The sequence below is a fragment of the Streptomyces sp. NPDC088817 genome (genome assembly GCF_044750345.1).
Classification (GTDB): Bacteria; Actinomycetota; Actinomycetes; order Streptomycetales; family Streptomycetaceae; genus Streptomyces.
Genome location: NZ_JBIVJN010000006.1, coordinates 387,273 through 402,881, shown reverse-complemented (window position 1 = coordinate 402,881; position 15,609 = coordinate 387,273). Strand labels below are relative to the sequence as shown.

The window sequence follows — 15,609 nt, the reverse complement described above, 5'->3', positions numbered from 1 at the left end:
AAACGCCCGGTTACATTCCGAACCCGGAAGCTAAGCCTCACAGCGCCGATGGTACTGCAGGGGGGACCCTGTGGGAGAGTAGGACGCCGCCGAACTCCCTTTAGAGCTCCGGCTCCTGGGCAAACAGCCCGGGAGCCGGAGCTTTTTTGCGTTGGGGTAAAGTCAGGAGGCATCGTCGGTATCTTTCCCACAGGAGGCCCCCGGGTGGAGGTCCAGGAGACCCGTGTCCAGACGGACCGGGTCCTCACCATCCCGAACATCCTCAGCATGGCACGGCTCGTAGGCGTACCCCTCTTCCTGTGGCTGATCCTCCGGCCGGAGTTCGGTGGCCCCAAGAGTGACGGCTGGGCCCTGCTGGTGCTCGCGTTCAGTGGCGTCAGCGACTACCTCGACGGCAAGCTCGCCCGACGGTGGAACCAGGTCAGCAGCCTCGGCCGGCTGCTCGACCCCGCGGCTGACCGCCTCTACGTCCTCTCCACGCTCCTCGGCCTCACCTGGCGCGAGATTCTGCCGCTGTGGCTGACCGCTCTCCTCGTGGCACGCGAATTGATGCTCCTGGTGGCCGTCGGTGTCCTCAGGAGGCACGGCTACCCGCCGCCGCAGGTGAACTTCCTGGGTAAGGCGGCGACGTTCAACCTGATGTATGCGTTCCCCTTGTTGCTACTCAGTGACGGCAGCGGATGGATCGCGTCACTCGCGGCCATTTTCGGATGGGCGTTCGCAGGATGGGGTACAACGCTCTACTGGTGGGCAGGAGTCCTCTACGTGGTACAAGTCCGCCGTCTGGTTCGTGCGGACGCCATGGCCGACTGAGTTCCCTCATCGAGGCAGCCGCAGGGGCTCCGATGGCCCGCCTGGGAAAAGTGCGGGACAATCAGAACGGGTGCAGTCGGCTAGATCGTCGTCTCTTTGGAGGAGGACGCTTCCGACATGAAGGCCGTCGTGATGGCCGGAGGCGAAGGCACGCGCCTTCGTCCAATGACCTCGAGCATGCCCAAGCCGCTCCTGCCGGTGGTGAACCGGCCGATCATGGAGCATGTGCTGCGGCTGCTCAAAAGGCATGGGCTGAATGAGACCGTCGTCACAGTCCAGTTCCTGGCCTCGTTGGTCAAGAACTACTTTGGAGATGGTGAAGAGCTCGGAATGGAGCTCACCTATGCCAATGAGGAGAAGCCACTCGGAACCGCCGGAAGCGTCAAGAACGCCGAGGAGGCGTTGAAGGACGACGCCTTCCTCGTCATCTCCGGTGATGCTCTGACCGACTTCGACCTCACCCGGCTGATCGATTTCCACAAGGAAAAGGGCGCGATGGTGACCGTGTGTCTCACGCGCGTGCCCAATCCGCTGGAATTCGGCATCACCATCGTCGACGAAGAGGGCAAGGTCGAGCGCTTCCTGGAGAAGCCGACCTGGGGCCAGGTCTTCTCCGACACCGTGAACACGGGCATCTACGTGATGGAGCCCGAGGTCTTCAACTATGTCGACCCCGATGTTCCGGTCGACTGGTCCGGCGATGTCTTCCCGCAGCTGATGAAGGAAGGCAAGCCGATCTACGGCTATATCGCCGAGGGCTACTGGGAGGACGTCGGCACCCACGAGAGCTATGTGAAGGCGCAGGCGGACGTCCTGGAGGGCAAGGTCGACGTCACGATCGACGGCTTCGAGATCTCCCCGGGAGTCTGGGTCGCGGAGGGCGCCGAGGTGCATCCGGACGCCGTGCTGCGCGGGCCGCTCTACATCGGCGACTACGCCAAGGTGGAGGCGGGCGCGGAGATCCGGGAGCACACAGTCGTCGGCTCCAACGTCGTCGTGAAGAGCGGTGGCTTCCTGCACAAGGCCGTCGTGCACGACAACGTGTACATCGGCCAGCACAGCAACCTGCGCGGCTGTGTCGTCGGCAAGAACACCGACATCATGCGCGCCGCGCGGATCGAGGACGGCGCGGTCATCGGCGACGAGTGCCTGATCGGTGAAGAATCGATCGTGCAGGGCAATGTGCGGGTGTACCCGTTCAAGACCATCGAGGCCGGCGCCTTCGTCAACACCTCGGTCATCTGGGAGTCGCGGGGCCAGGCGCACCTGTTCGGGGCCCGCGGAGTGTCCGGGATCCTGAACGTGGAGATCACCCCGGAGCTCGCCGTACGGCTCGCCGGCGCCTACGCGACCACACTCAAGAAGGGCTCCACCGTCACCACGGCCCGGGACCACTCCCGGGGTGCCCGCGCGCTCAAGCGGGCGGTGATCTCTGCCCTCCAGGCCAGCGCCATCGACGTACGGGACCTGGAGAACGTGCCGCTGCCGGTGGCCCGGCAGCAGACGGCGCGGGGCAGCGCCGGCGGCATCATGATCCGGACCACGCTCGGGGTGCCCGACTCGGTCGACATCATGTTCTTCGACGGACAGGGCGCCGACCTGTCTCAGGGCAGCCAGCGCAAGCTGGACCGGGTCTTCGCGCGCCAGGAGTACCGGCGTGCGTTCCCGGGCGAGATCGGTGACCTGTACTTCCCGTCCAGTGTCTTCGACTCGTACACCGGTTCGCTGCTGCGCAACGTCGACACCACAGGGATCGCCGAGTCGGGTCTCAAGGTCGTCGTGGACGCCTCGAACGGCAGCGCCGGGCTTGTGCTGCCCAGCCTGCTCGGCAAGCTCGGTGTGGACTCGCTGACGATCAACCCGGGGCTGAACGAGGCCCGTCCGACGGAGACCGCCGACATGCGGCGCGCGGGTCTGGTCCGGCTCGGGGAGATAGTGGCGTCCTCCGGAGCCGCGTTCGGCGTGCGGTTCGACCCGGTGGGCGAGCGGCTGTCCCTCGTCGACGAGAGGGGCCGCATCATCGAGGACGACCGCGCCTTGCTGGTGATGCTCGACCTGATCGCCGCCGAGCGGCGCAGCGGCCGGGTCGCGCTCCCCGTCACGACCACGCGGATCGCCGAACAGGTCGCCGCCTACCACGGCACGCAGGTGGAGTGGACGACGACCTCTCCCGACGACCTCACCCGGGTCGGCGGCGAGGAGGGGACGATCTTCGGCGGCGACGGCAAGGGCGGATTCATCGTCCCGGAGTTCAGCAGTGTCTACGACGGGACGGCGGCGTTCGTACGGCTCATCGGGCTGGTCGCGCGCACGCAGCTCACCCTGAGCCAGATCGACTCGCGGATTCCGCGTGCGCACGTCCTCAAGCGCGATCTGGCGACGCCGTGGGCCGTGAAGGGGCTGGTGATGCGCCGCGTCGTCGAGGCGGCCGGAGACCGCTTCGTGGACACCACGGACGGGGTGCGGGTCGTGGAGACCGACGGCCGCTGGGTGATGGTCCTGCCCGACCCGGCCGAGGCCGTCACCCATCTCTGGGCCGAGGGGCCCGACGACGCCTCCGCCCAGGCGCTGCTGGACGAGTGGGCGGCGGTCGTGGACAGCGCCGGCCGGTAGAACAGCAGGTGGATCAGCCGCTGGAGCACGGCTGCGGCCGGTAAAACGGACAGCACGCGCGCGTGCCGGACAAGTGACCTCCAAGGGTGCCTGTCCGGCACGCCGGTGGGCCCATTCGGAGGTCACGGCCACGTCGTGCGACGATGTGCGGCATGCCGCAGCATCCCCCCATTCGGAGCAACCCCGCGCGGCCCTCCCGACCGGACGCCTCCATGTCGTTGATCACCAACGTCATGGACCACAGCCTCGACGACGGTTACGCCGAGGCCGCCGCCCGGAAGAAGGCCGCGGGCGAGAGCGGCATGCCCAAAACCGTCCGGGCGAAGCTCGGCCTGGCGAGCGGGCTGGTGCTGGCCGCGCTCGTGGTCACCCTGGGAGCGGCCCAGGCGCGTGTGGCGGCCCCGGTCGTCGCCAAGGAGCGCCAGGAGCTGATCGACCGCATCGACAAGGAGACCGCGGCGGCCGACGAGCTCGAGGAGACCGTCGACAAGCTGCGTGACGACGTGAGTGCCCGGCAGCGCCAGGCGCTGCGGGACACCGGCGGCAACCCGCAGGCCGACCTGGTGACCATGCTGGCGGGCGCCGGCGAGGTGTACGGCCCCGGTGTGCGGCTCGTGGTGGACGACGCCAAGGAGGCCGGCACGAGCGGCGGCGGGAATCCGCGGGGGACGTCGGGTTTCTCCGACACCGGCCGGGTGCGTGACCGGGACATGCAGCGGGTGGTGAACGGGCTGTGGCAGTCGGGTGCCGAGGCCGTCTCCATCAACGGGCAGCGGCTGACGGCCCTGTCGGCGATCAGGGCCGCGGGTGCCGCGATACTGGTCGACAACAAGCCACTGGTGCCGCCGTACACGGTGCTCGCCGTGGGGGACGGGAAACGGCTCAGCGACCGGTTCCAGGACAGCCCCGACGGGCTGTACCTCCAGGCACTGAAGGACAACTACGGCATCCGGAGCAGCATCTCCGTGGAGAGCGACCTCCGGCTGGCCGCCGCACCGAGTGTGATCGTACGTACAGCACAGCCGAGCACTGAGAAGGGCACACCGTGATCGCCGTACTGGGCCTCGTCGTGGGAGTGGTGGCCGGCCTGTTGGTCCGGCCGGAGGTTCCGGCGGTCGTCGAGCCTTATCTGCCGATCGCCGTCGTCGCGGCGCTGGACGCCGTCTTCGGCGGTCTGCGGGCCATGCTGGACGGCATCTTCGACGACAAGGTCTTCGTCGTGTCGTTCCTGTCCAACGTGGTGGTGGCGGCGCTGATCGTCTTCCTGGGCGACAAGTTGGGCGTGGGCGCCCAGCTGTCCACGGGTGTGGTGGTCGTCCTCGGTATCCGCATCTTCTCCAACGCCGCGGCGATCCGACGGCACGTGTTCCGGGCGTGAGAGCGATGAGCAACCAGGACGAACAGCCCGGGAACGGGCAGCACGGCACTCTCCCCGAGCAGCAGCGGCTGCGTCAGGAACTGCCCGAGGAGGTGCCCGCGCGGACGGCCGCCGGTGAGAGCCGGGGTGCCGAGGAGAGTTCCGAGCCCGCGCTGACCGGTCGCCAGCGGCTGGCCCAGGGGCTGTGGCCGCCGCGCTTCACCCGGGCCCAACTCGTCGTCGCCCTGCTGCTGTTCGGCCTCGGCTTCGGACTCGCCGTCCAGGTCGCGTCCAACAGCAGCGGTGACAACGCGCTCCGCGGCGCCCGGCAGGAGGATCTCGTTCGCATCCTCGATGAACTGGACGACCGTACTCAGCGTCTTGAGGACGAGAAGCAGGGTCTGGAGAAGCAGCGCCAGGAGCTGGAGAACAGCTCGGACCAGGCCGAGGAGGCCCGCAGGCAGACGGCCGAGAAGGAGAAGCAACTCGGCATCCTCGCGGGCACGGTGGCCGCGCAGGGGCCCGGCATCACGATCACGATCGAGGACACGAAGGGAACGGTCCGGCCGGACATGCTGCTCGACGCGATACAGGAGCTGCGCGCGGCCGGTGCGGAGGCGATCGAGGTGAACGGCGTGCGGGTGGTCGCGAACACTTATCTGACCGATTCCGGCAAGGGTGTGGACGTCGACGGGAACAAGATCAACACTCCGTATCGTTTCAAGGTCATCGGCAAGCCGCAGGACCTCGAACCGGCGCTCAACATTCCTGGAGGCGTGGTGCAGACCCTGGAGAAGGAGCAGGCCACGGTGACGATCGACCGTTCGGACAAGATCATCGTGGACGCCTTGCGGGCGGCGAAGACGCCTGACTACGCTCGGTCGTCCTCGCGGTGAACCGGCGGTGCATGGCGGTCGTCCGGCAGGGGCATGAGGTTGCGGGGGGTCGGCGCACCGATTGGGTGGTGCGTGGTGGAAACTGTCTGGTGGATACGGACGTTGTGAGGATGTCCGGGTCGACCGGTGTATGCAGTCAGGGTTCGTCCTGCCCCACGGGCGGGTCTGTTTCGGTCAAGGGGAATCGCCCGTGAAGTTGTTTGCGAAGTTGTTCGGCAAGAGCGCGCGAGAGGGCGGCGAGAACGCGACGGCCCGTCACCGCGCACAGCCCGACGCGGAGGGCCAGCGTCCGCTGTTCAGGGACCAGGTGGCCGGTCAGGGCGCGCCGTCGGTTGACCCTGCCCAGTCGGGCGGCATAGGTTTCGGAGAACCGTCAACCTCAGGTACGGCTGGAGGGTTTGCCGCCGGTCCGTACGCGTCCGATGCCCCCGCGGGGCAGCCGCGGCAGGAGGATCCGTCCATGTCCGTCCTGGTGTGCACGAGGTGCGGTAACCGCAACGCGGAGAACAGCCGTTTCTGTTCGAACTGCGGCGCGCCGCTGCGGCCCGGCGCGACGCCGGAGCGCTCGTCGGAGACGACCTCGACGATCTCCATCTCCGGCCTCGAGGCCTACGACGCGGAGGCCACCGGCCAGACGCCGATGCTGTCTCCGGAGGCGCAGGCGGCCGTCGACGCGCTCCCGCTGGGCTCGGCCCTGCTGGTGGTGCGCCGCGGACCGAACTCCGGCAGCCGTTTCCTCCTGGACGGCGAGCTGACCACGGCCGGGCGTCATCCGCAGAGCGACATCTTCCTGGACGACGTGACGGTCTCGCGTCGCCACGTCGAGTTCCGCCGCAACCCGGACGGTTCGTTCACGGTGGCCGACGTCGGCAGCCTGAACGGCACGTACGTCAACCGGGAGCCGATCGACCAGGTCGCGCTGTCCAACGGCGACGAGGTGCAGATCGGCAAGTACCGGCTGGTCTTCTACTCGAGCCGGCAGGGCATCTGACCCGTCAGGGAAGGTCCATGCGTCAATCACCGAGCGGCGGTGCCGGGCACGGCACCGCCGCCACGGACAGTGGGCTGAAGAGCATCGGCACGGTGCTGAACGTGCTGCGCGGCGAGTTTCCCGAGGTCACCGTCTCCAAGATCCGCTTCCTGGAGTCGGAGGGCCTCGTCGAGCCGCGGCGCACCCCCTCGGGGTACCGCAAGTTCAGCACCGGCGACATCGAGCGGCTGGCCCTGGTCCTGCGGATGCAGCGCGACCACTACCTGCCGTTGAAGGTGATCCGCGAGTACCTGGACGCCATGGAGCGTGGCGAGGCGGTCCATCTGCCGGCGGTGGGCCGGCAGCGTGAGGGCGGATCCGTGCCGCCGCCGGCCGAGGCGCCGGCGGGAGTCCGGATCGGGCGGGACGAGCTGCTCACCGCCGCGGGCATCGAGGAGGCGGAGCTCCAGGAGTGGGAGTCGTACGGGCTGCTCACTCCGTCGGAGGACGGGGCCTACGGCGCCGAGGCGGTGACCGTGGCCTCGCTCGTGTCCGAGCTGGGGCGTTTCGGTATCGAGCCCCGGCATCTGCGGGTGATGAAGGCGGCCGCCGACCGGGAGGCCGGGCTCGTCGACCAGGTGGTGGCGCCGCTCAAGCGGCACCGCAACCCACAGACCAGGGCACATGCCGAGGCCCGCGCCAAGGAGCTCGCCGAGCTCACGGTGCGGCTGCACGCGGTGCTGGTCCAGAGCGCGCTCGGGCTGCGGCTGCCGTGAGCGGGCCGTATACGGCCGGATCCTCCTCCCAGGCCCGGCCCGACTACCCAAACGTCCCGGGCACCGCCTAGGGTTGCTGTGTGAACGAGCTCGATGTCGTAGGTGTCCGGGTCGAGATGCCCTCCAACCAACCGATCGTGCTCCTGCGTGAAGTGGGAGGCGACCGTTACCTCCCCATCTGGATCGGGCCAGGGGAGGCGACGGCGATCGCCTTCGCCCAGCAGGGCATGGCCCCCGCGCGTCCGCTGACCCACGACCTGTTCAAGGACGTGCTGGAGGCGGTCGGCCAGGAACTCACGGAAGTGCGCATCACGGACCTGCGTGAAGGCGTCTTCTACGCCGAGCTGGTGTTCGCCAGCGGTGTCGAGGTGAGCGCCCGGCCGTCCGACGCCATAGCGCTGGCCCTGCGCACCGGGACGCCGATCTTCGGCAGTGACACGGTGCTGGACGACGCGGGGATCGCGATCCCGGACGAGCAGGAGGACGAGGTGGAGAAGTTCCGCGAGTTCCTCGACCAGATCTCGCCGGAGGACTTCGGCACCAGCAGCCAGTGAAGCGTCCGAACGAGCCACGGGAGACCGCCCAGCGCCCTCCCTCCGGCACATTCGGATAGCCTTTCCCGGCGATGGGGTACGCGAAACCACTCTTAGGGTGATTATCACTCGGCGTGCCGAGTGTGGCGATCGTTGACGCACCCCTGGTGACTGCCTACCGTCGAGGAGGCAGGTCAAGGACGGAGGTCGGCGTGAGAAGCAGCGGCGACGGTACGGCTGGGGGTGCCCCCGGACACAATGCCGGGGGAAGCGGTCCGTACCCTCCCCAGGGCTCTCGGATCCGACCGAGCGGGGGGTATCCCCCTCTCGATGGCGTGGCCGGTCGTGCTCCGCAACGACCGACGGCGGTGCCGAGCAGCGGAGGGGCGGCGGTCATGGCGACCGAGCAGATCGGCTACCGCGGTCCGACGGCCTGCGCGGCCGCCGGTATCACCTACCGGCAATTGGACTACTGGGCGCGTACCGGGCTGGTCGAGCCGAGCGTGCGGCCCGCCCACGGGTCCGGCACCCAGCGCCTCTACAGCTTCCGGGACGTCGTCGTCCTGAAGATCGTCAAGCGGTTCCTCGACACCGGCGTGTCGCTGCAGAACATCCGTACCGCCGTCCAGCACCTGCGCGAGTGCGGTTTCCGTGACCTCGAGCGGATGACGCTGATGAGTGACGGCGCCACGGTGTACGAGTGCACGTCGCCCGACGAGGTGCACGCGCTGCTCCAGGGCGGCCAGGGAATCTTCGGCATTGCCGTCGGTGTGGTGTGGCGCGATGTGGAGAGTGCGCTGTCGCAACTGCACGGTGAGCGGATCGACACCGGGGAGACGCTCGTGGGGCCCAATCCGCGGGACGAGCTGGCACGGCGGCGCAACCGCGCCGTCTGAGCGGCCCTTCGGGCCGATACGGGCGTTCCGACCACCGACGCGCCGCTGACCCGGCCCGATCCGCCGGGGCGTTGTCAGTGGCGTGGTGCAGCATCGTAGATGTGAGAACCGCACCCACGATCCTCCATCTCGACATGGATGCCTTCTTCGCCTCCGCGGAGCAGGCGTCCAAGCCGAGCCTGCGCGGGAAGGCCGTGGTCGTGGGCGGGCTGGGACCGCGCGGGGTGGTGGCCACCGCGTCGTACGAGGCGCGCGTCCTCGGGGTCCACTCCGCGATGCCGATGGCCCAGGCGCGGCGCCTGGCGCCGAACGCCGCGTACCTCGTGCCGCGCTTCGCCTTCTACCGCTCCATCAGCGAGCGGGTGATGGGCCTGCTGCGGGCGCTGTCGCCGCTGGTGGAGCCGCTGAGCCTGGACGAGGCGTTCGTGGACCTGGAGGCCGGGGGAGCCGCCTGGGACGGGGATTCCGCCCGGCTGACGGGTGTGAGACTGCGCGCCGACATCCGGGCGGTCACGGGGCTCACGGGGTCCGTGGGGCTGGCCGCCTCCAAGATGCTCGCCAAGATCGGGTCCGAGCGGGCCAAGCCCGACGGGCTGGTGCTCATCGAGCCCGGCACCGAGCGGGCCCTGCTCGGTCCGCTGTCCGTGCGGACCCTGCCGGGCGTCGGCCCGGCCACGGGCGACCATCTGCGGCGGGCCGGGATCCACACCGTCGAGGAGATCGCCGAGGCCGGTGAGGACGAGCTCGTACGGCTGCTCGGCAAGGCGCACGGGCACGCGTTGTACGCGATGGCGCTGGCCCACGACGAGCGTCCCGTCGTCGCCGAGCGCGAGGCGAAGTCGGTGTCCGTCGAGGACACATACGACGTGGACATCCACGACCGCGTCCGGGTCGCCCTGGAGGTGCAGCGGCTCGCCGACCGCTGCGTGGGCCGGCTGCGCGGGGCCGGTCTGTCGGGGCGCACCATCGTGCTGAAGGTGCGCCGCTACGACTTCTCCACCCTGACCCGCTCCGAGACCCTGCGCGGGCCCACCGACGACCCCACGGTGATACGCGAGGCGGCCGCCCGGCTGCTGGACTCCGTGGACACCACCGGCGGCGTGCGGCTTCTCGGCGTGGGTGTGTCCGGACTCGCCGACTACACCCAGGAGGACCTGTTCGCGCAGGCGGCGGGCGCGCAGGCCGCGGAGGCGGAGGGCCGGGGCCCGGCCGAGGAGCGGCCCGAGGAACCCGTCGAGCAGCAGCCTGCGCCCACCGAGCGGCGGCTGCCGGCGGGCCGCGACGTACGGCACGCCGAGTTCGGCCACGGATGGGTGCAGGGCAGCGGTCTCGGCCGCGTCACCGTCCGCTTCGAGACGCCCGGCTCCGCGCCGGGCCGGGTCCGCACGTTCGCTCTGGACGACCCGGACCTGGAACCGGCCGAACCCCTGCCTCTGGTTCCCGCGGTTCCCGCGGCTCAGCTCTCGTCCGGGCCCGAGCCGGAGCCCGCCAGCTTGCCGAAGTGGTGGTCAGGGACGGCCGGGGGAGGGGCCACGTCGAGACCGTAGTGGTGATAGAGCTGCAGTTCCTGCTCGGGGGACAGATGGCGGCCCACACCGAAGTCGGGGGCCTCCTTGATGAGCGTGCGGTCGAAGGGGACGCGCAGGGCTCCCTCGACCAATTCGCTGGGTTCCAGGGGGACGAAGGCGTCCCGGGAGAACAGGCCGGTGCGTATCGCCGCCCACTCCGGCACTCCGGTGGCGTCATCGAGGTAGACCTCGTCCACCGTGCCGATCTTGTGGCCGTTGCGGTCGAACGCCTTGCGGCCGATCAGGTTGCGCGGATCGATCTCCGTCTGCACTGTCCCTCCACGTGGTCGCAACTCATCCGTAAGCACTACAAAAGAGCACATTCAGCGGGGCGGCCACTCGAAGGCCCGTGCGGCTGCCCCGCTGGTACTCTGGGCAACGGCTGCTGACCCCGTGCGGGAGAGCCCTCCGGCTTCACCGGGGGCGCCGAAGGAGCAAATCCTCCCCGGAATCTCTCAGGCCCACGTACCGCACGGACGAGGTCACTCTGGAAAGCAGAGCGGGTGCCGACGCATCCCGCTCTCACCGACGGTGAAAACCGGAGCCCTTGGGCGGCCCGGTGAAACTCTCAGGTTGAGATGACAGAGGGGGAGGCCGTCGGGGCACCCGTGCCGTGGTGTCCCTCGAAGGTCGTGTCAGACCAGGAGGCCTCCGCAATGACCGCCCAGCGCATCCCGCTCTCCGAGCTCGAACAGGGCATCCCCTTCGAACAGCGCCACATCGGGCCCGACCTGGAGGCGCGGGCCAAGATGCTCGCGCAGGTCGGCTACGGCTCGCTCGACGAGCTCACCGCCGCCGCGGTGCCCGATGTGATCAAGAACGCCGACGCGCTCGACCTGCCCGGCGCCCGCACCGAGGCCGAGGTGCTGGCCGAGCTGCGCTCCCTCGCCGACCGCAACCAGGTCCTCGGCTCGATGATCGGACTCGGCTACTACGGGACCTTCACCCCGCCGGTCATCCTGCGCAACGTCATGGAGAACCCGGCCTGGTACACGGCCTACACCCCGTACCAGCCCGAGATCTCCCAGGGCCGCCTCGAGGCGCTGCTGAACTTCCAGACCGTGGTCGCCGACCTGACCGGTCTGCCGACCTCCGGCGCGTCCCTGCTCGACGAGGGCACCGCCGCCGCCGAGGCCATGTCGCTGTCCCGGCGCATGGGCAAGAACAAGAAGGGCCTGTTCCTGGTCGACGCGGACGCGCTGCCGCAGACCATCGCGGTCATCCAGACCCGCGCCGAGCCGACCGGTGTCGAGGTCGTCGTCGCCGACCTCGCCGCGGGCATCCCCGCCGAGATCGCCGAGCGTGAGATCAACGGCGTGCTCCTGCAGTACCCGGGCGCCTCCGGCGCCGTGCGCGACCTGAAGCCCGTCATCGACCAGGCGCACGAGCTGGGTGCCCTGGTCACCGTCGCCGCCGACCTGCTCGCGCTCACCCTGCTGAAGTCGCCCGGCGAGCTCGGCGCGGACATCGCCGTCGGCACCACCCAGCGCTTCGGCGTGCCGATGGGCTTCGGCGGCCCGCACGCCGGCTACATGGCGGTGCACGAGAAGTTCGCGCGCAGCCTGCCCGGCCGCCTGGTCGGCGTCTCCGTCGACGCCGACGGCAACAAGGCCTACCGCCTCGCCCTGCAGACCCGTGAGCAGCACATCCGCCGCGAGAAGGCCACCAGCAACATCTGCACCGCCCAGGTGCTGCTCGCCGTCATGGCCGGCATGTACGCGGTCTACCACGGCCCCGAGGGCCTGCGGGACATCGCGCTGCGCACCCACCGCTACGCCACGGTCCTTGCCGAGGGCCTCGAGGCCGGCGGCTTCGAGGTCGTGCACGGCGCGTACTTCGACACGCTGACCGTCAAGGCCGAGGGGCGTGCCGCCGAGGTCGTCGCCGCGGCCCGCGAGGGCGGCGTGAACCTGCGTCTGGTCGACGCGGACCACGTCTCGATCGCCTGCGACGAGACCACCGTCCGGGACCGGCTGCGCGCCGTGTGGGCCGCCTTCGGTGTCGGGGGCGACATCGAGGCGTTGGACGCGGCCGCCGGGGACGCGCTGTCCGAGGCGCTGCTGCGCACCGACGGCTACCTCACCCACCCCGTCTTCCACCAGTACCGGTCCGAGACCGCGATGCTGCGCTACCTGCGCCGGCTGGCCGACCGCGACTACGCGCTCGACCGCGGCATGATCCCGCTGGGCTCGTGCACCATGAAGCTCAACGCGACGACCGAGATGGAGCCGGTCACCTGGCCGGAGTTCGGGCAGCTGCACCCGTTCGTGCCCGCCGAGCAGGCGGACGGCTACCTCACCCTCATCCGTGAGCTGGAGGACCGTCTCGCCGAGGTCACCGGCTACGACAAGGTCTCCCTCCAGCCGAACGCCGGGTCCCAGGGCGAGCTGGCCGGTCTGCTCGCCGTGCGCGGTTACCACCGGGCCAACGGCGACGAGCAGCGCACCATCTGCCTCATCCCGTCCTCCGCGCACGGCACCAACGCCGCCAGCGCCGTGATGGCCGGCATGAAGGTCGTCGTCGTCAGGACTGCCGAGGACGGCGAGATCGACGTCGAGGACCTGCGGGCCAAGATCGAGCAGTACCGTGAGCAGCTCGCCGTGCTGATGATCACCTACCCGTCCACGCACGGCGTGTTCGAGGAGCACGTCGCCGACATCTGCGCGCAGGTCCACGAGGCCGGCGGCCAGGTGTACGTCGACGGTGCCAACCTGAACGCCCTGGTGGGCCTCGCCAAGCCGGGCCACTTCGGCGGCGACGTCTCCCACCTGAACCTGCACAAGACGTTCTGCATCCCGCACGGCGGCGGCGGTCCCGGCGTCGGCCCGGTCGGCGTGCGCTCCCACCTGGCGCCGTACCTGCCCAACCACCCGCTGCAGCCCGTCGCCGGCCCGGAGACCGGGGTCGGCCCGATCTCGGCCGCGCCGTGGGGCTCGGCCGGCATCCTGCCGATCTCCTGGGCCTACGTCCGCCTGATGGGCGGCGAGGGCCTCAAGCGGGCCACGCAGGTCGCCGTGCTCAGCGCCAACTACGTCGCCAAGCGCCTCGAGCCGCACTACCCGGTGCTCTACACCGGCCCCGGCGGCCTGGTCGCCCACGAGTGCATCATCGACCTGCGCCCGCTGACCAAGGAGACCGGGGTGACCGTGGACGACGTGGCCAAGCGCCTGATCGACTACGGCTTCCACGCGCCGACGATGTCGTTCCCGGTGGCCGGCACGCTGATGATCGAGCCGACCGAGTCCGAGGACCTGACCGAGCTTGACCGGTTCTGCGACGCGATGATCGCGATCCGTGCCGAGATCGAGAAGGTCGGTGCCGGAGAGTGGGCCGAGGACGACAACCCGCTGCGCGGCGCCCCGCACACCGCCGCCGCGCTCGGCGGGGAGTGGGAGCACGGCTACACCCGTGAGGAGGCCGTCTTCCCGGCCGGCGTCACGGCCGCCGACAAGTACTGGCCGCCGGTGCGCCGCATCGACCAGGCCTTCGGCGACCGCAACCTCGTCTGCTCGTGCCCGCCGCTGGACGCGTACGAGGACTGAGCGAACGGCTCACAGGGCTCCCGTCCGACCCGGGCGGGAGCCCTCGCCGTGTCGTCACGCGGTGGCCAGGGCGACCTCGGTCGACTTGATCAGGGCGGTGACGTGCGTGCCCTCCGCCAGGCCGAGGTCCGTGGCGGCGTCGCTGGTGATCGCGGCGGTCAGCTCGCCGCCCTCCACGCCGACCCGGACGGACACCATGGCCGCGCCCTGGGTGATCCGGCTGACGGTGCCCGGCAGCCGGTTGCGGATGGACAGGCCCTCCACCGGCCCGGTGGCCAGGGACACCTCCGTCGACTTCACCAGGGCCCGCACGGCGGTGCCCTCCTTCAGTCGCAGGTCCTCGACGGCGTCCCGGGTGATCGCGGACGTGAGCTGTCCGCCCCCGTCCAGGCGTACGTGAACGAGGGCCATCGCATCGCCTGGGGTGACGGAGGTGACCGTTCCGGGCAACTGGTTGCGCATGCTCAGGCTCATGGGGGGACGCCTCGTGGGGTGGGGGACGTGGTGACACCCACCGTAGGGCGGCCGGTGCCTCAAGCCGGGTAGGCGTGGGTCTGCGTCGCCTTGACGGTCGCCCAGACCACCGCGCCCGGGTGCAGGTCCAGCTCGGCGGCCGCGACCGTGGTCAGGTCCGCGGTGAGGGCGAGTTCCCCGGTCAGGTCGGCGCGGATCTGGTCGCCGTGGGTCTCCAGGCCGGCGACCTCGCACTGCCACAGGTTGCGCGCGCTGGTGCCCGAGGGGCGGTCCCGGAAGAGAGTGACCGCACTCGGCGGGAAGGCCACGAACACCGCTCCCGACAGTGCCTCCGTGATGGTGACGGCGGGACCGGACGCGAGACGGACGGTGTGGCCCTCCGCCTCACCGCGGTAGAGGTTCAGGCCCACCAGCTGTGCGACGTAGTCCGTGCGCGGACGGCGGGCGATCTCCGACGGGGTGCCCTCCTGGACGACACGGCCGTGCTCGACCACGACCAGCCGGTCGGCCAGCACCATCGCGTCCAGCGGGTCATGGGTGACCAGGACGGCGACGGCCTCGAACTCGGCGAGGTGCCGACGGAGCTGGGCGCGAACCTCCAGCCGGGTGCGGGCGTCGAGCGCCGCGAGCGGTTCGTCGAGCAGCAGCAGCCGGGGCCCGGTGGCCAGGGCGCGGGCCAGGGCCACGCGCTGCGCCTGGCCGCCGGAGAGACGGCGGGGCTTGGCACCGGCGTGGTCGGCCAGCCCCATCCGGTCCAGCCACCGCGCGGCCTGCGCGCGGGCCTCGGCCTTGGACGTGCCCCGGCAGCGCGGCCCGAAGGCCACGTTGTCCAGGGCCGACAGATGCGGGAACAGCAGGTAGTCCTGGAAGACGACACCGACCGGGCGTGACTCGGGCGGCGTGCGGTCCAGCGCGGCGCCGTCCAGGCGCAGATGGCCGCCGGTGAGCGGCACCAGGCCCGCCAGGGCGCGCAGCGCCGTCGTCTTCCCGGCGCCGTTCGGGCCGAGCAGCGCCACCACGTCGCCCGGGGCGGCGGTGAGCGCGACGTCGAGGCGGAAGGCGCCGCGGTCGACGACGAGGCGGGCGTCCAGGCCCTCCCCCCTCGCGCCCCCGGCTCGCACGCCGGCCGGGGTCCGGTCGATGTCGGTCATGAGATGAACGTCCTGGATAC

At 70.3% G+C, this 15,609-nt stretch carries 14 protein-coding genes, 1 rRNA gene and 1 riboswitch; of the genes, 12 read left to right on the top strand and 3 right to left on the bottom strand.

What is annotated here, in order from left to right:
- From rrf to ACIP4X_RS14460, 11 genes are all read left to right on the top strand, one after another.
- A 5S ribosomal RNA gene (gene rrf / locus ACIP4X_RS14510) occupies positions 1–95 on the top strand; the annotation flags it as partial.
- A gap of 109 nt (positions 96–204) precedes the next feature.
- Positions 205–813 (top strand): CDP-alcohol phosphatidyltransferase family protein, encoded by a 609-nt coding sequence (locus ACIP4X_RS14505; protein ID WP_358737973.1) that lies wholly within the window; start codon positions 205–207, stop codon positions 811–813.
- A gap of 117 nt (positions 814–930) precedes the next feature.
- Positions 931–3,426 carry a sugar phosphate nucleotidyltransferase gene (locus ACIP4X_RS14500; RefSeq protein WP_401348515.1) on the top strand — a complete coding sequence of 832 codons (2,496 nt, stop codon included), beginning with the start codon at positions 931–933 and terminating at the stop codon, positions 3,424–3,426.
- 152 nt (positions 3,427–3,578) lie between these two features.
- Positions 3,579–4,475, top strand: coding sequence for a DUF881 domain-containing protein (locus ACIP4X_RS14495; protein ID WP_358737976.1), 897 nt, complete (start codon positions 3,579–3,581; stop codon positions 4,473–4,475).
- The gene (locus ACIP4X_RS14490) at positions 4,472–4,804 is read left to right on the top strand and encodes a small basic family protein (protein WP_003988855.1); all 333 of its coding nucleotides are present in this window, start codon (positions 4,472–4,474) and stop codon (positions 4,802–4,804) included. Before ACIP4X_RS14495 ends, ACIP4X_RS14490 begins: the two co-directional genes overlap by 4 nt.
- Positions 4,805–4,809: 5 nt before the next feature.
- Positions 4,810–5,679, top strand: coding sequence for a DUF881 domain-containing protein (locus ACIP4X_RS14485; RefSeq protein ID WP_358737978.1), 870 nt, complete (start codon positions 4,810–4,812; stop codon positions 5,677–5,679).
- Positions 5,680–5,809: 130 nt separating this feature from the next.
- The gene (locus ACIP4X_RS14480; RefSeq protein WP_358738010.1) at positions 5,810–6,670 is read left to right on the top strand and encodes an FHA domain-containing protein; all 861 of its coding nucleotides are present in this window, start codon (positions 5,810–5,812) and stop codon (positions 6,668–6,670) included.
- Positions 6,671–6,687: 17 nt separating this feature from the next.
- Entirely contained in the window at positions 6,688–7,425 is a 738-nt protein-coding gene (locus ACIP4X_RS14475) for a MerR family transcriptional regulator (protein ID WP_401348511.1), read from the top strand.
- 80 nt (positions 7,426–7,505) lie between these two features.
- Positions 7,506–7,979, top strand: a complete 474-nt coding sequence (locus ACIP4X_RS14470; RefSeq protein WP_037684412.1) for a bifunctional nuclease family protein — start codon at positions 7,506–7,508, stop codon at positions 7,977–7,979.
- Positions 7,980–8,170: 191 nt separating this feature from the next.
- Positions 8,171–8,854 (top strand): MerR family transcriptional regulator, encoded by a 684-nt coding sequence (locus ACIP4X_RS14465; protein WP_358737980.1) that lies wholly within the window; start codon positions 8,171–8,173, stop codon positions 8,852–8,854.
- 101 nt (positions 8,855–8,955) lie between these two features.
- Positions 8,956–10,401: a DNA polymerase IV gene (locus ACIP4X_RS14460; RefSeq protein ID WP_358737981.1), complete on the top strand. Its 1,446-nt coding sequence runs from the start codon at positions 8,956–8,958 to the stop codon at positions 10,399–10,401.
- Here the strand turns inward: ACIP4X_RS14460 and ACIP4X_RS14455 are convergent.
- Positions 10,311–10,694, bottom strand: a complete 384-nt coding sequence (locus ACIP4X_RS14455) for a PRC-barrel domain-containing protein (protein ID WP_358737983.1) — start codon at positions 10,692–10,694, stop codon at positions 10,311–10,313. The genes ACIP4X_RS14460 and ACIP4X_RS14455 overlap by 91 nt on opposite strands.
- Before the next feature lie 114 nt (positions 10,695–10,808).
- A riboswitch (glycine riboswitch) is annotated at positions 10,809–10,903 on the top strand.
- A 175-nt stretch (positions 10,904–11,078) separates the two neighbouring features.
- On the opposite strand from ACIP4X_RS14455, the gene gcvP reads away from it, so the two are divergent.
- Positions 11,079–13,964 carry an aminomethyl-transferring glycine dehydrogenase gene (gene gcvP / locus ACIP4X_RS14450; RefSeq protein ID WP_358737984.1) on the top strand — a complete coding sequence of 962 codons (2,886 nt, stop codon included), beginning with the start codon at positions 11,079–11,081 and terminating at the stop codon, positions 13,962–13,964.
- A gap of 54 nt (positions 13,965–14,018) precedes the next feature.
- Here the strand turns inward: gcvP and ACIP4X_RS14445 are convergent, their stop codons facing one another.
- Positions 14,019–14,438, bottom strand: coding sequence for a TOBE domain-containing protein (locus tag ACIP4X_RS14445; protein WP_358737986.1), 420 nt, complete (start codon positions 14,436–14,438; stop codon positions 14,019–14,021).
- Between the two features lie 59 nt (positions 14,439–14,497).
- Entirely contained in the window at positions 14,498–15,589 is a 1,092-nt protein-coding gene (locus ACIP4X_RS14440; protein ID WP_358737988.1) for an ABC transporter ATP-binding protein, read from the bottom strand.
- Positions 15,590–15,609 lie beyond the last annotated feature (20 nt).

Bases quoted from the DNA above. Each gene is read 5' to 3' on its own strand.
- ACIP4X_RS14480 (WP_358738010.1), top strand. From the start codon at position 5,810: ATGCAGTCAGGGTTCGTCCTGCCCCACGGGCGGGTCTGTTTCGGTCAA.
- ACIP4X_RS14495 (WP_358737976.1), top strand. From the start codon at position 3,579: ATGCCGCAGCATCCCCCCATTCGGAGCAACCCCGCGCGGCCCTCCCGA.
- ACIP4X_RS14475 (WP_401348511.1), top strand. From the start codon at position 6,688: ATGCGTCAATCACCGAGCGGCGGTGCCGGGCACGGCACCGCCGCCACG.
- gcvP (WP_358737984.1), top strand. From the start codon at position 11,079: ATGACCGCCCAGCGCATCCCGCTCTCCGAGCTCGAACAGGGCATCCCC.
- ACIP4X_RS14485 (WP_358737978.1), top strand. From the start codon at position 4,810: ATGAGCAACCAGGACGAACAGCCCGGGAACGGGCAGCACGGCACTCTC.
- ACIP4X_RS14500 (WP_401348515.1), top strand. From the start codon at position 931: ATGAAGGCCGTCGTGATGGCCGGAGGCGAAGGCACGCGCCTTCGTCCA.
- ACIP4X_RS14440 (WP_358737988.1), bottom strand. From the start codon at position 15,589: ATGACCGACATCGACCGGACCCCGGCCGGCGTGCGAGCCGGGGGCGCG.
- ACIP4X_RS14445 (WP_358737986.1), bottom strand. From the start codon at position 14,438: ATGAGCCTGAGCATGCGCAACCAGTTGCCCGGAACGGTCACCTCCGTC.